This is a genomic window from Pedobacter ginsengiterrae, from assembly GCF_039537385.1.
In the GTDB taxonomy this organism is placed as follows: Bacteria; Bacteroidota; Bacteroidia; order Sphingobacteriales; family Sphingobacteriaceae; genus Pedobacter; species Pedobacter ginsengiterrae.
Genome location: NZ_BAABAK010000003.1, coordinates 447,759 through 463,368 on the forward strand (window position 1 = coordinate 447,759; position 15,610 = coordinate 463,368).

Annotated in this window: 8 protein-coding genes; 4 read left to right on the plus strand and 4 right to left on the minus strand. The window is 42.8% G+C overall.

The window, feature by feature from the left end:
• The first annotated feature begins 33 nt into the window (after positions 1–33).
• Both ABD692_RS04040 and ABD692_RS04045 read left to right on the plus strand, forming a co-directional pair.
• A complete protein-coding gene (locus ABD692_RS04040) occupies positions 34–390 on the plus strand; it encodes a response regulator (RefSeq protein WP_344765143.1) in 357 nt (118 codons plus the stop codon).
• A 12-nt stretch (positions 391–402) separates the two neighbouring features.
• Complete coding sequence (locus ABD692_RS04045) at positions 403–858, plus strand: hypothetical protein (RefSeq protein ID WP_344765145.1); 456 nt, start codon at positions 403–405, stop codon at positions 856–858.
• Between the two features lie 385 nt (positions 859–1,243).
• Here the strand turns inward: ABD692_RS04045 and ABD692_RS04050 are convergent, their stop codons facing one another.
• Complete coding sequence (locus ABD692_RS04050; protein ID WP_344765147.1) at positions 1,244–6,451, minus strand: CheR family methyltransferase; 5,208 nt, start codon at positions 6,449–6,451, stop codon at positions 1,244–1,246.
• A 55-nt stretch (positions 6,452–6,506) separates the two neighbouring features.
• On the minus strand, positions 6,507–7,562 hold the full coding sequence (locus ABD692_RS04055) for a chemotaxis protein CheB (RefSeq protein ID WP_344765149.1): 1,056 nt from the start codon (positions 7,560–7,562) through the stop codon (positions 6,507–6,509).
• Positions 7,563–8,525: 963 nt separating this feature from the next.
• Here ABD692_RS04055 and ABD692_RS04060 point away from each other — a divergent pair.
• Positions 8,526–9,596, plus strand: a complete 1,071-nt coding sequence (locus ABD692_RS04060; RefSeq protein ID WP_344765151.1) for a fatty acid desaturase family protein — start codon at positions 8,526–8,528, stop codon at positions 9,594–9,596.
• A 575-nt stretch (positions 9,597–10,171) separates the two neighbouring features.
• Positions 10,172–10,345, plus strand: a complete 174-nt coding sequence (locus ABD692_RS04065; protein ID WP_344765153.1) for a hypothetical protein — start codon at positions 10,172–10,174, stop codon at positions 10,343–10,345.
• A 138-nt stretch (positions 10,346–10,483) separates the two neighbouring features.
• Here ABD692_RS04065 and ABD692_RS04070 read toward each other — a convergent pair whose 3' ends face one another.
• Complete coding sequence (locus ABD692_RS04070) at positions 10,484–10,879, minus strand: response regulator (protein ID WP_344765154.1); 396 nt, start codon at positions 10,877–10,879, stop codon at positions 10,484–10,486.
• Positions 10,876–15,351, minus strand: a complete 4,476-nt coding sequence (locus tag ABD692_RS04075) for a PAS domain S-box protein (RefSeq protein WP_344765156.1) — start codon at positions 15,349–15,351, stop codon at positions 10,876–10,878. The genes ABD692_RS04070 and ABD692_RS04075 overlap by 4 nt, the downstream gene beginning before the upstream one ends.
• Between the last annotated feature and the right edge of the window lie 259 nt (positions 15,352–15,610).

Consider the following 15,610-nt stretch of genomic DNA (forward strand, 5'->3'; position numbering starts at 1 on the left):
AGCGTTAAGGTATGTTTGTTTAAAATATGGCGAATGGCAAGGATACTGGTGGTTGAAAATGATTTGGGTAATGCTGAGGTAATTGAACTGATATTGCTGGAAGAAAGCTATGAAGTCATCACCATTCAACAGTCGAATTTGCTCGAAGCAATAATAGAAGGATTTTCACCCGAACTCATTATCATGGATATTCTATTGGACAACGCGGATGGACGCATTCTTTCCAACATTTTAAAAATGCAGCATAAGACCTGCCACATCCCCATCCTTCTTATAACTGCAATGATGGAATCACAAGCGCTGCTAGTAAATTGTGAGGCTGACGACCTAATGCTCAAGCCATTTGACTACATGGTGCTTATGCGGAAGATAAAAACAATGCTTAATTAATATATCTCTTTCATGAAAGACCTAAATATTTCTACTACAACCACCTGTTTAATTATAGATGGAGATCGTTATGCATTGGATGAGATGGAAAGCTACTTGACCGAACTGCCTTGGATTGTATTAACTGGTACGGCGACCGATGTAAGAGGTGCTCGCGAAATTCTATCAAAAAATGATAACGTTGATGTGGTCTTTTTAGGGACAGGGGCCTGTAACTCACATGCTTTTGAGATTGCAAGGGAACTCAGAGACCGCGTTCGGTGTATGGTGTTTATAGGGGATGACAATGAGTCTGCATGGAGGGCTTTTCAGGTTGGAGGAGATCACTTTCTGCAAAGGCCACTCACCCGTTCAAAACTTAGAACCACTGTTCCTACATTAATTATAGAAACTCTTCAAACCGAGGATTGGAAGGTATCACAAAAGAATTTGTGGATTCCCCTTCATTTAGATAAATATTCAAATTAACTAAACCATGAGATACGGTACCATTTTATCCTATAACAAAGTAGCAGGCATCGGCCTAATAAGGGATTCAAATCAACAGCATATCCTTTTTCATCGCACAAACACCAGTGTGATCCCGATGAAAGGAAGCACTGTGACTTTCAAAATCGAATACCTCAACGGGTCACTAGCCGCCGTGGATGTCAAGTATTCCACTTCAAGAGTGTTGTCCGATAAGAATATGCTGTCTAAATAACTTCGATTGCCCTTAATTATCAAACCGTGTTTTTAATATCTTGATAATGGGGTATCCATGGACATACCCGTTTAAAGATTACAGTCCATAATTGTCCTTTAATTATCCTGGCATTCTTAACCCTTGAAGAATGCCGTTCGGGTAAGGCTATCATTCTGACTGTGCAAACTTTAGCGGGAGTCTTACTTCAACCAAGGTACCTTTTCCTGGACTGGATTTCAAAAGCACGGTCCCCTTTAACAGATACGCTTTATTACGTATTGAAGCAAGCCCTATCCCCGGCTTATCCTTCAGCTCAGAATTTATACCCTGACCATTATCCTTAACCGAAATCAGTACCTCATCACTCTCAGCAAGTATGCGCACTTTGGCCCGGGTTGCATGGGCGTGTTTGACCACATTTACCATAAGCTCCTGTACAGTCCGGAAGATGGCAAGTTCGACATAGTTGTCCAATTTCACTTTGTCTAACAACACCTGACAGTCAAACCTTACCTCTGAGGTAAGCTGCTCACACACATCCTTTATTGCAGCATTAAGGCCAAATTCGGCCAGTACAGTTGGCATCAGCTCATGGGAAATGCGACGCGTTTCCTTTATGGAATCTGATAACAGGGAAGTCGTGTACCCCTTTGATTCGGCAAACCTATCCGGCGTTTGGCTGGCACTTTCCAGAGTTAAATAATTTACGGCAAGTCGAGTACTGTAAAGCAGCTGTCCCAATCCATTATGAAGGCTTTCTGATATTCTTCGGCGCTCTTCTTCCTGTGTGCGCAAGGTGACCCTGAAAATCTCAAGTTGCTGTTCGGCCTCAACCTGACGTAAGCGTTCCTCAGCCTGATGACTCGCCGTTACGTCCATATCCACCCCAAGAACTTTTGTGATCTTTGCATCGCTGCCTCTTATTACGGTCGCTTTGACCTTCAATACTTTCTGTTCACCTTGAACGTGTATTGTCAAGGTTTCTTCAAACGGATCGGCACCACCTGTTATCTTAAGTGCTAGCTGTTCGGCGGTACGTTTGCTGTCCTCGGTTGCGTTCACGAAATAAATTTTCGGATCGATTTCAGTTTCTTTATCAACGTTGAACAAGCGGTACATACCCTCTGACCAGCTCAACTTGCTGTTCAACAAATCATAAACCCATGTCCCTGTTGAGGCAACTTCCTCGGATTGCTGAAGGAGCAGATAATTTCTGTCACGTTCTTCCTCAAATGCCTTTTGTGCAGTAATATCGCTAGCCACGCCAAACCATTCCATAATTTCCCCCTTGTCATCCAGTAACGGAACCGCTCTTGAGTTTGCCCAGCCGACCGCTCCATCTGACAACAATACCTTGTGCTGGAGTTCGAAAAGCTGTTTGTGCAGAACAGCCTCATTAATGATGGCCTTAACTTTTTGCTGTTCATCCGAAGGAATGTAACGGCGCATCCATTCAGTTGTTGGTGATTTTATGTCCGATAAAAAGTTATCGCTTTGAAGCGCGTACATCTCGGTCCAGTCTGTGTTCATGTGAAAGATAAGATCTGAACTGGCAGTTACGAACATTCTGAACTGTTCCTCAGATTTTTTCAAATGTTCTTCGGCGACTTTGCGTTCGGTAATATCCATATTCGTTGCGACCAGTGTGTCTTCCATCTTTACGAACATGCAGGAATACCATTTATCAAAGCCCTCGTGCGGATAGAAATATTCCATGCCTTCGGCAACACCAGTCTCGATAACTCGTTCCATCAACTCAAACAATCCTACGGCACGGATACCGGGATATTCCTGCACGTAGAATTTACCAACGAGATCATCACGCCGGGTTTCTTTGTCCAGTTCATGATTGGTGAGCATGATTTCAAAATCTATAATCTTTCCTTCTTCATTTCGAACAGGTTTGAGAACCGACATGGAGATAAAGCTGTTGTCCAGAATCGACTGAAGCAAATCCCTGTTTGCCTTAAGTTCGATTTCTGAGTTTTTAAGGTCGGTAATATCCCTTTCAATGGCCAATACACTTATGATTTCGCCCGTTGCATTTTTTTCCGGAGTTAATCGGGAGTAAAAATAAGATACGCCACTGGAAGTTTGTGCTGAGCTGAAATGCTCCACCCTTTCTCCTGTTTTGAAAGCATGTCTAAGATCTTGCAGGTAGGATAAAACAAAGGTATCGGGAAGCCCCATTTCACTATTGGTCCTGTGCAAAAGAGATTTGATTTCTTTATTCATCTTTTTTTCAAAAGCGGCATTCGCGAAAATCAGTTTCAGGTTTTTGTCCCACCTGGTAATTACATCCGGGGTATTGCTGATCAGTGTTGCGTATTGCTCTTGGCTTTCTTTAAGCTCGGAGGTTCTGGCGACGACTTCTGTTTCCAGATTGATGCGGTAACGCTCCTCTGATATACGAAGTTCCTCCAACAGTCCTCTTTGAATAGTCAGATCCCGCATGATCTTGACATAACCTACGGTATCCCCTTTAGTGTCCTTTAACGGCTGGGTAATTCCCGAGCCCCAAAAGTTCGAACCATCTTTTCGCAGGTGCCAACGCTCGTTTTCTGCACGCCCGGCATTTTCAGCCTCCTCCAGTTCCTTTTTTGGTATACCTGCATTTCTGTCTTCGGTGATAAATATCAGATCCTCGAGCTTCCCAAGCATTTCAGATTCAGTATAGCCCAGAATCAGCTCCGCACCGCTGCTCCAGCTCACCACCCTTCGTTCGGCGTCAATGGTGAAGATGGCATAGTCTTTCGCACTTTCGATCAAAAGGCGGTTGCGTTCCTCGGAAATCCTCAGCGCCTCTTCCGATTCCCTGCGGGAGGTAATGTCAAAAAAGGTGATCACGACACCATTGATACGGTCTTCGGAGGTTCGATAGGGCAAAAGGCGCATTAGATATAAACTGCCATCACTGGTGGTAACTTCGCGCTCAACTACATTAAGCTTATCGAGCACCATTTCTGCGTCCTGTAACAGAGCATGGTATTGCAGCTTATTGGTAATATCGGTAATTGGCCTGCCGTAGTCGCCGGATTTCAGATTAAATATATCCAGTACGGCCGGGGTAAATAAGCGTATGGCAAAACTGCGGTCCAAAAATATTGTGCCTACATTGGCTGAATTGACCAGATTCTGGAGGTTGTTGCTTGTTATACTGGTTTCCTCGATCTTGACTTTCAGTTCTTGGTTGACCGTACGGAGCTCCTCGTTTATGGACTGCAATTCTTCCTTACTGGTCTCGAGCTCCTCGGCCGCGGAACGCAGCTCTTCATTCATCGCCTGAAGTTCTTCATTGGAAGCCTTAAGTTCCTCTGCCTGATATTCATATTGTTCTATAGAGGACCTCAGCTGCGTCTTAAGTCCGATTAGCTCTTCCTCAAGCTGCCTAGCCATAGGTTCTTCAGAGGTCACCATCAGCGTATTGCTTTCTTGCAAGCCATCAGCTGCCGGGATAAAAACAACAAGTATAAATCCCCGCACGGGATCTCCCTCCGCAATGACCGGACGCACATGGATGTTTAGCAAATGATGTTGCCCGTTGATGGAGAGTTTGATGTTTTGTAGTTCTACGGCTGTTTTATTTTGTACAGCCTGATAAAGGGTCGCCCGTATTTCCAGCCGAATTTCCGGGCGTATCAGTTTTAACAGGTTTTGAGTAGGCTCGCCCCCGGCAAATTCAAAGTATTTACCCGCCCTTTCGCTCATGTGAACAATCTCGTATTCTTCGTTAATGACTACCGAGGGAGGCGCATACTGCTCGAGCATCCTTTGATGGAGTTCACCAAACGATATCCGTTCCCCCCGGTCCGCCCTTTCCTCTGGCCTTTGGATCAGACTGGTTTTTGACGATAAAAACTGTGGGACTGAATCGGGTAGCGGATAGCTTCTGGGGGTAACTTCCCTTGTCTGAAATACATGGTGTTCCCGGTTGTGTGTGGCAAAGTGGTCACTTGCAGCGTCTACAGATTCCGAGTTACCAAGAAACAAGTATTTTTTTGGCCTTAACGCAAAATGAAAAGTTTCTATAACCCGCTCCTGTGCAGTACTGTTGAGGTAGATCATCACATTTCGGCATGTAACCAGATCAAGTTTTGAAAAGGGTGGATCCTTAAGAAAATTATGGTTGGCAAACAGGATCATTTCCCGGATCTCTCTGCGCACCCGATATACGTCTCCGTCCTGAGTGAAAAACTGTCTTAGCCTTTCTGGGGAAACATCGGCTGCATCATTCAGCGTATATTGCCCTTCCCTGGCCGTGGATATTGCTGTCTCGTCGATATCGGTGGCAAAAATCTGTATTTTTGGTGCATCATTGATCTTCAAAGATCTTTCGGCACATAACATGGCCAGCGAATATGCTTCCTCTCCGGTTGCACATCCGGCCACCCATATCCTGATCTGATCACTTGAGGTTTTGCCCAGAAAGATCGAGGGGATAACTTCCTGCTCCAGGTAAGCGAATGCCTTGCTGTCCCTGAAGAAGTTGGTAACAGATATAAGCAGGTCTTTTAACAACGCCTGCGTTTCATCCTGGTTCTCCTGTAAGTAAGCTAAATAAGTCGATAAGTCCGGCAGGTTATGCACATTGATGCGTCTTTCAATGCGCCTGAGCAAAGTTGCCCTTTTGTAATTGGAAAAATCATGTCCCGTCCGGATACGGAGCTGTTTAAATATTTCATGGAGTGCTTCCTGCGGGGTTTCTGGCCTGTTTTCAGATTCCTCGCTGATGCTTACCGCGCCCATACTTTCACGGTAAGCGATAATGCGCGAAGGGATCTGCCCGACATTCAGCACTTCATCGATGAGCTCAGTTGCGATCGCATTCCTGGGCATTTCATTGAACTCTGCCTCGCGCGGATTTTGCACAAAGCAGGCGCCTCCGCGCTCCTTGATCCGTTTCAACCCCATAGAGCCATTTGCCCCGGTACCGGATAAAATAACGCTGATTGCCCTTGGCCCGTGATTATCCGCAAGGGAGCGAAAGAATATATCCACAGGCGCTCGGCGCTCTGCTACCTGTAAATTGGGCGAGACCGAAATATTCTCAGCCTCGATTGTTAAGTGGCGGTCCGGCGGAACTACATATATATGATCTGGCTGAATTGCCGTTTTTTCGGTAACCTGAGAGACCGGAATCCCTGTTTCCTGTTGAAGTATCGCAGCCAGTTGGCTGTCATGATCCGGGGAAAGATGAAGAATAACTACGTAAGCCATACCTGAATCTTGCGGTACATGGCGGAAAAACTCCTGCAGGGCCTGGATGCCTCCGGCCGAGGCCCCTATTCCAATTATAAGAAATTCTGACGGCTTTTGCTGTAACTGCTCAACATGGTTGAGTGCCCGTTGTGCAGGATTAGTGTTTCTTTTCCCCATTTTTATTTAATGGTATATATTTTAGTTTAATTTATATCCCTGCTAACAATTTGATTTATACAGTGGAATCCTGGTCAATTTCTTCCATCAATTTGTTTTTGCTCAGGTGTTCGTGACTGCGAACAGCAAGACGTATCGCAGTTGACCTTTCTTGCACCTCTTTTGCTTTTCGGAAATAGATTGCGGCCAGTTGGAGCTGGTTGTTTTCAGCAAAATGGTCTCCAAGATGGTTTAAGAGCAGAATACTTTCATCCATCCCCCTAATGGCACCATAAAGGCTATCTTCGATTTTTTCGCTGAGCGCCGCCATCAGGGTATCTGAAGAATATGCATGACCGGTATGGCACCGAAAACGGACAATCTTACCGTCGGTTATTCTGGAAAGTACACCGTGACACTCTGGGCAGGCATATGGCGAAAGGGAGCCGATATCCAGAGACCCGTTTTCTAACGCATTCTCTTCCGCAGCTATATTGATTTCGATTCTTGTCTTATCGTCCCTCATTGTTGTTCCATCTGTCTTGATATCCTGGGTCGTAAGTTTTACAAGTAGTTCTGCAATGGCATCAAGCGGTACGCAATAATCCACATCTACTTCACGCATGGCGCTTTCTGGCATTGAGGATACCTCCGCGTCCGCCGGATCCTGTACCACCGCTACTCCTCCACTGGATTTAATGCGCCAAAGTCCCGCTGTTCCGTCATCTAAACCTCCGGAGAGAATGATGCCAATTACACGGTTTCCATAAGCATAGGCAGCACTTCGGAACAAAGGGTCTACCGCTGGTCGAAAACGATTCTCTTTCGGGCCATGCGTGACCCGTACCAATCCCTCCTCAACTAAAAGATGGTGGTCGGGGGGCGCCACATAGATCCTGTTTGGCACAATGGCTTCCAGATCGTAAGCATTTGCAGCATGAATGGAATTGAGTTTATTGAAAATTTCGGGAAGTATACCCCTGACATCCGGACTCATATGCCATACGATGAAGATCGAAGCCTGGAAATCGGACGGCAGCTCCTTGACGATCTTTTTTAATGCCTCGAACCCACCTGCAGATGCACCGATTACAACAATGTTGCGTTTTATCATATCATTTAATTTTTTCATCAGCTGCCTGGTCCACAACAATCAACACCAGACCTTGCTTACTGCATCAGATATGTTTGGATCCGAAACATCAAATCTACAGGAATATAGGAATTATATTCCGATTAATATCAATATGGGTTCTAATTTCCCAAATATAGCAGTCAGGCTGATTATCGTTGAAGTGTTGAGCATTGGAATATGTACATTAATATTTATTATTGGGATTTAGGAAAATAGCGGCTGAAAATTGATTTCAGGAAAAATAACTTTTAAACGGAAGAATATCTTAAAAGCATTCATAAAGCGATTTACAACAAAATATTTCCTGGGATGCTAATCTCATGGACAATTTTTGAGGCCTATTGATCGGTCCGTTATAAATAGTCTATCAAGATTCGCATCAGAACCCGCAATCTGATCAGCGCAGGATTCCCGGAGCTGGGTTCGGTTTGGTTTAGCTGTTGGTGTTCGTATCACTGCCCGTGATTTGTTCATGATCCTAGGGGCACATGTCGTCAGGACAAAACTCCTGTTTATTTTCACGTACGTATGATCTGTGTTAATAATCTGCGCCTGTATTTGGGATATTCAAAATTGGCAACTGCCTGCGTTTTGCTCATGTCTACAATGTCTTTTAATCATAACCTTTAATCCAAGCAGTAAGTTTCGGCCTGACATACTTGAAATAGATACGTAGTTGACCAGCCCTGTCAAGCGCTATACCCTTTTTTTCTCAGCAGATGTTCAGTTCCCAGTCGCTTACTCAGCCCAACTTATTGACGGCAGGTACAAAATCCAAGGTTTTAGGTCTGAAAGGAAAAGTGTGCGGACTACCTGACTTTCATCGTTAAGACTCAAATGGCAAACAAAAAGAAATAATAATGATTAGACATATAGTTGAATGATTGCTTACGCTTTCTTTTAATTTTTAACTAACTTTTTAAAACATGCAACAGCGCTAAGTTGCACAAATAGAATTCAATGAAGATCAAATTCCACGCACCTGTTGGAGCGAATTTTTATTCAGAGGTCAGGCAGAGAGTAAGTGAGGATTTTTCTGAGAGGGGAATTGCCCCAAATGGAAATATGCTGATGTGGATAAAGCTTTTCGTATTCTTGGCCGCCTTTGTGACACTTTATTTCACTATTCTTCTGTCGGGTTTCAACACATATGTGCTTTGCCTGCTGACCCTGTTATTAGGGGTAGTTTCAGCATTTATCGGCTTTAACATCTGTCATGACGCTATCCACGGTTCCTTTTCTGACAACAAAAAAGTAAATAAGGTTTTGAGCATGCTCTTTCATTTGGTCGGAGCCAATCCATATGTTTGGAATATTACACATAACATTGTCCACCACACCTACACCAATATTGCCGGTCATGATGAGGACATTGAAATTGCCCCGGGTCTAATACGCATATGCCGGGAAGAACAGCGCAAGCCACATCAAAGGTTTCAGCACCTATATGCATTTCCATTGTATGGCTTAGCGTCGCTCTCGTGGGTACTGAGAAAAGATTACAAAAAATTTTTCCAGAGTAATATAGGCAGCAGGAAAAACTCGCATCCCAGAATTGAATATTTTAATCTGTTTTTTTATAAGGTGCTTTATTATACTGTTTTTATCTTTTTGCCGATCGCTTTTATGGATGTTTCCTGGTGGATGGTATTGATTGGATTTTTACTGCTCCACCTTGCGCAGGGAATAACGATGGGCTTGGTTTTTCAGCTGGCCCATGTGGTTGAATGTACGGATTTTCCACTTCCGCAGGCCGATGGAAATATGAAGCAGGCCTGGGCAGAGCACCAAATGAGGACTACTGCAAATTTTGCTACGGGGTCTGTTCTGGCATCATTTTTTCTCGGTGGGCTGAACCGTCAAATTGAGCATCATTTATTTCCAAAGGTTTGTCATGTCCATTATCCCAGGATATCCCTTATTATAAAACAGGTCGCGCTAGAATTTGGGATACCTTATCATGAGAATAAAACTTTCTTGTGTGCATTGCGTTCACACTATCGACTTTTAAAGAGACTGGGGAGTTCTTAACTCAAATCTGGTACTGTAAATGCTTAATGCGGAGAATATGGTATTCATTTTTTCTTAACCCGTTTTAGTTTAAAACTGGATGACAAAATAATTTGTGGTCAAAGCGAGCAACAACAGCAAAAATTTAACACCCATGTGGTTGAGAAAAGAAAAAGGACAAACAGTACGGGATGTAGAAGTCCACAATTTGTATAAAATGTATGGGGCGGCAATTTATGGGTCAATTTTACGGGAAACTGGCAATAAAACTCTTTCGGAAGAAATTTTGGAATTAAGCTTTCGCGAACTCCTGCTTCTCGAAATGCCAATGAGAGCTCAGAAGCTTTCCGTGTTTACTCAGATTCACAGAATTTCAAGAAAACATTGTCAAAAAATTATGTCAGGTAGATGAGCATATTAGCCGTCAAAGGAATGGATATCAATGAAGCGTCTAAAATCAGAAGTGGAAAAATTGCATCAAAGCGCCAAATCTGTATGATTTATTAGTAAATTTATAATTTTGTATTATGCAACAAAGGGTAAACGATCTTAAAGAATTCTTGAAAAAAGTCAAGGAGCTTCGTGGTTATGGAGATATGAATTCATATATATTAGTTAGAGATTATAATCAGCTTGCCAAGGAAACTGCACGTGATGGCACAGACGATATAATTACTGCACTCTCTAGTCCGAATACCTATAACCATGTTAGGCAAAAAATGATAAATAATGCAAGTGAGGAGTTGAGTCAGTTAGTAGCCAAGAGATAGCCTGGTGCTAAGTTCATATTAAGATATCGTTTACACTCCCCTAGGTCTAGTCATCGGAGCTATTTTTATGTCATGAAATAAATTATCACAATGTTATTGATTGAAGACCATTATCTACAGCTGATAAAAAGTTGTTTATCAAAAAAAATTTTTGACCTCATTTACCTTTAAAATATGTGTAAAACTATTTAAATTTAATGGCTTAATTAACATACCCTTGACCATCGGATAAAGTGACGCTTTAACTTTATCCGAATTATTAACAGATGATGTGACAATCAGTACCGATACCTCTAAATGGAAGTTACAACCTGAAAGAAAATCCAGCAGTTCCCATCCATTCATTACCGGCATGTTAATATCTAAAAGCAAAAGAAACTCTTCTTCCGAGTGTCCTAAAATGTAATCCTGAGCCAACGCACCATTCTCCAGGGTAATAATTTGCGTATTAGGTGCCATATCCTCGAGAATTCCCTGGTGCATGAACAAAATAATGGGATCATCATCTATGATGAGTATTTTTTTCCCTCTCATATGCCAGATTTATCTAATTCTTCCGATTTGGATACAACCTCTCTTATAACCTGATCAAGTTCTTCGGCCGAGCTATCGATATAATCCAAAATCTTTTTAACCGCCGGATCCTGGTCTGTCTTGCCGGACAACATCTGCACAAGGCCCATGAGTTTGGCTAGCGGCGCCCTCACTTTATGTGACTGTATCCAGGCAACCTCCCTGAGTTTTTCATTCCTCTGCTCGATTTCCTGAAACTGCCTAAGGCGTTCTGTAATATCACTTGCAATAATAACTTTTGCCTTCCTTCCCTTAAAAATTAAGGTGTTACTCTTGATATCTACCTGAATGCTTTCTCCATTTTTTTTTCTATGCTTAAAGGTTCCGCGAAAAATAACTCCCTCATTTTTGCGGGTTTTTATGAGTGTTTTTTCAAGTTGCTCAACCTCCTCTGGCGATCTGATATCCCTAATATTCATGGAAAGAAATTCTTTTTTACTATAGCCGTAACTGGCTATAGCTGTTTTATTTACATCTAGAAAATTCAGAGTTTCAAAATCATATACCCACATGGGTAGCGGGCTTAAATGAAAAAGCTCACTGTATCTTTTCTCCGATTCTTCCAATTCCGCCCGAGCTTCTTTGGCCGAGATTTCTGTACGAACCTGAAGATCAATATCCTGCAAACTTCCAAAAATCCGGAGACATTTGCCATCAATCGACTCTGAGCTTCCAATAATTCGCACCCATTTTAGCTCGCCCGATATTGTCCTTAGTTGATGCACCTCATCCCATGGACTACCCTGCTCAAGAGCGGCAAGAATTCGTTCATTCATCATTTCCATCGCATGGTGCGGATAGAATTCTCCCAAAGGCATATCCCGGCCGGGAATATAATCAAGCTTGGCATGCATGATCTCTCTGGTTATGGTGCTCCAGCTTACCCTTTTTTCAGGAAAAGCGATCTCCCAGCTTCCTATCCTTGCCAGGCTATTTGAGTTGAGCAAAAGCTGCTCGAGTTCTTTCTTTTCGGTAATATCCTTGGCAACCGAATAAACAAGTCTTTCATCTTTAAGTGGCTGAGATGTCCAGGCGAGCCATTTGCTTCTGCCGTCCGCAGTCAAGTATCTTTCCTCGATGTAATAGCTTTTGCCACTCTCACGGAGTTTTGAGATCTGTTCATCTTGTGGCTGTTTTTCGTCCGGATGTAAAAAACTGCTGAAAGGACGCGATAGGAGTTCTTCCATGCTGAACCCGAGTAACCTTGATGCAGCCGGATTCAGTTTTTTGAAATTCCCTGAAAAATCTGTAATCGCAATAATATCGGGCGCCAGGTTAAATATATGCTCCAGGTCCTGTTCAAGTTTTTTTCGGTGCATTTCTGTTCCCAAATGGTTGCCAAGATCATCAGGCAATAAAGGGGTAAGATCAGAAGCATTGGTTGTTCCCAGCAGCAGAACACCAGTAAATGTTTTGTAGTGATAAAGCGGAATGCCCCAGACCTGTCTGATATCGTTCCTTACAAGGTCATCTTTCCCATCGGTCAATTTCCAAAATCCCTGTTTCCCATTATTTTTAATCTGTAGCGCGTAATACGCTCCAGCAGCAAAAGGGTAATGACTTTTAACCTGCTCTTCTTTATGAGGATAATAAAAGAGGGATGCAGCCAGTTCAAGCTGTTCACTAGAACTATCGTTTGCCCAGAGCGCTGCAAAACCAAATTTCCCGAACTCAGAGATTTTGGACAAAACGGCCAAAAGTGTATCCCTCAAGCCTTTTCCACTATTAAAAACACTATTGATTTCAGCCAAAAGAGACTGCTTAAGTTCTAGGTTTTTTTCTTCAGTGAAGTCGCGCAGTATGGCGATCCAATGGGTGTAAACCCCTTGCCCGTCTGCCACGGGGGTCACTGAGTAACTCACCCATATTTCAGCTCCATTTTTCTTATAATTTATAATCGTACCCTGATAGGGTTTATTTGTTCTGATACTGTTAATCAGCTTTTCAAGTTCTGACCGGTCCGAACCCGACCCCTGCAAAAACCAGGGGCTGCGTCCCTCAACTTCTCCGGCAAGGTATCCTGTCATTTGTTCAAAAGCCTTGTTGACAAAAATAATTTGGGTCATATCCTTCCCTGAAGGATGAATCTGAGCGATAATGACCGCATCGATCGTATTTGTTACAACCGATTCGAGCACCCTCAGGCGTGCTTCCTCTTTTTTTCTTATCGTAATATCCTGCATGGCACCGATCATCCTTAAAGCAAAACCTCCTTTATCCCGGATCACAAAACCCTTGTCAACTACATGGGCATAGTCTCCATCAGCTTTTAAAAACTTATAATCGTCTCTCCAATTGGTCTCCGCCGATTTAAGGAATGCGTTAAGTCTTTTCTCCACCCGCCTCGAATCATCCGGGTGAATCCTGCTGATCCAGGTCCGGATGTCAGAATGCAGCATATCCTTGGAGTAACCAAATATCTTCAAAAATCCATCTCCCCACAAAAGCGAACCTGAAGCTAAATCATAATCCCAGATGGCATCCGAGGTTGCTTTACTTACATAACGGTACCGCTCGTTACTATCTTCCAATGCTTTTTGAGATTCAACGATACCTGTGACATCTCTCGAATTGGCAACAAAACCATTTATGGCAGGGGTCTGCCTTAGATCGGTTATGACGGTCTGGATCCATCTCCAGCTTCCATTATTATGCCGAAAGCGAAATGGGCTCAGAGATACCTTTTTCTGACCGGCGGCAGTTGCAAATTCCCTACTGGCTTTTTCAACATCGTGTGGATGTATAAATTCAAACGCACTGTGACCAAGGAATATTTCCGGTTCAAAATCAAGAATGGATTTGGAAGATGGACTCACATACATATATTTAGCGGTATCATCGAGAATGGCGATCATATCCGATCCGTCATGTACCATTGCTTTGAAGCGTTTTTCACTTTCGACAAGCATTTTTTCCGCAATTTTTTTTTCTCTTGCCTCCCTTACCGTACAGTAGATACTATTTTCGGCCGCATTCCAGTGGGCGGACCAGATTACCGGTACCCTTAAGCCATTCTTATGGATAAGCTCATTTTCAAAGATCATCGTACCTGCTCTGCGGATGACTTTGAGCAGAAATACTTTTGTAGACGCATGATATTTTGGCACAACGAAATTCAACAGCGGTTTGTTTATTACCAAGTCAGAGGTGTAGCCCAATATACGTTCTGCAGCTGCGCTAACCGTATATAAGATACCTTGACTACTTAGCGTACAGATAATGTCAGGGGAAGAATCCAGAATCCCCTGAAGCTTTACCGAATTCTGCACAGCTTTTTTTTCCGCTATTACCCGGCCGGTTATATCATGAATGGAGCCAATAATTCTTGTGCAGCTCCCCGCAATATCACAATAAGGCGTTACGGTGATAATGGAGATTTTAAGCCCTGATGGGTATTCAGCTTTTTCCTCCCGGGTTACCGGCGATTTAGTATCAACAGCCAGCCTGTACTGTGCCAGGGCAGCCTGAAGATATGGCTGGGGAATTACCTCTTCTACCAAATGACCTACTACAGCAGATTCATTCAGTCCGGTGTTTTCAAGGAATGCCCTATTGACAGAACCAAAACGGAACTGGTTATTATCTTCCACGGTAATCATAAAAACCGTCTCTGAAAGATGGTTGTAAATTAATGACAGATCAATATCCTGAGCATGCAGATTATTTTCCAGAGCCATTCTTTCGGTTACATTACGGGCGGAAATAAAAACCCCTGTAATTTCTCCTCCATCCCCTTTAAGTGGCTTATAAACGATGGAAATTTTTTCCATATGGCGGCCTAACCGCGGGACAAAAAGGTCGATACATTCCGTCTGTCCTTTAAGTGCCCTCCTGCAGTGTTCGGTATTAAAAGGTATCTGCTTTTCCTGATCATATGAAAATATCGATTTACCTCTTTCTAGGTGAAAATCAAAAAACTCTCCCATGAGGAACTGACTTTGCATGCTGAATTCAAAAATTATCAATTGTTTGTCCAACATTATAATGGACTCGGATGTGTTTTCTATCATAATCCGATAGAGCTTATCTGGATTTAAGAGTTTTGGTTTATCAATTGATTCAGCTTGCCGAAAATCTAAGGTATGGAGCACATAAACAATATGTTCCTGAGATAATAGATAGGTGCATTTAGCCAGGTAATCATTCGCCTGTGAAGTCTGTTGATCAGAACGCAGTTGAATTCTAGTTTCGGCATATCCCCTGATTTTCACTGCCTCACTGATTATTGTCGATAATCTATCACTACTTTGATAAATATCCTGCAACGTGAATGCCGAAACACTTACCAGGTCAGTCTTAGTAAGCTTTGCGAACTCATGGTTTGACTTAAGGAGCGTAATCAAATTTCCCTCAACTTTTAATATGCAGGCAGGTATACCCTGTGTGCTCAACAAGGCAGAAGCAATGTTGGTATTCAAAAAATCATTCTGCATCAATCCCGAGCCCATATTTGATCATTAATAGGTAATAATAATAGCCAAGATACACAAAAAAAGACTGCAAGTGTAGTATAAATTCTTGAAATACTTTGGCCGTTTTAAGATTGACATAATCAAATTTCTTTGGCAGTAATAAGAATTGACTTCGATAATTTAGCCTGCAACTATAGAAGAATTATCGGACAGCCAATTGTATGTTCATCTTGTTGATTTCCAATTCCGAAGGTTATGAAAGTAACTTTATTGTAACCAA

Excerpts from the sequence above, each read along its gene's own strand:
- ABD692_RS04075 (WP_344765156.1), bottom strand. The coding sequence starts at position 15,351 with ATGCAGAATGATTTTTTGAATACCAACATTGCTTCTGCCTTGTTGAGC.
- ABD692_RS04045 (WP_344765145.1), top strand. The coding sequence starts at position 403 with ATGAAAGACCTAAATATTTCTACTACAACCACCTGTTTAATTATAGAT.
- ABD692_RS04065 (WP_344765153.1), top strand. The coding sequence starts at position 10,172 with ATGAATTCATATATATTAGTTAGAGATTATAATCAGCTTGCCAAGGAA.
- ABD692_RS04040 (WP_344765143.1), top strand. The coding sequence starts at position 34 with ATGGCAAGGATACTGGTGGTTGAAAATGATTTGGGTAATGCTGAGGTA.
- ABD692_RS04070 (WP_344765154.1), bottom strand. The coding sequence starts at position 10,879 with ATGAGAGGGAAAAAAATACTCATCATAGATGATGATCCCATTATTTTG.
- ABD692_RS04060 (WP_344765151.1), top strand. The coding sequence starts at position 8,526 with ATGAAGATCAAATTCCACGCACCTGTTGGAGCGAATTTTTATTCAGAG.
- ABD692_RS04050 (WP_344765147.1), bottom strand. The coding sequence starts at position 6,451 with ATGGGGAAAAGAAACACTAATCCTGCACAACGGGCACTCAACCATGTT.
- ABD692_RS04055 (WP_344765149.1), bottom strand. The coding sequence starts at position 7,562 with ATGAAAAAATTAAATGATATGATAAAACGCAACATTGTTGTAATCGGT.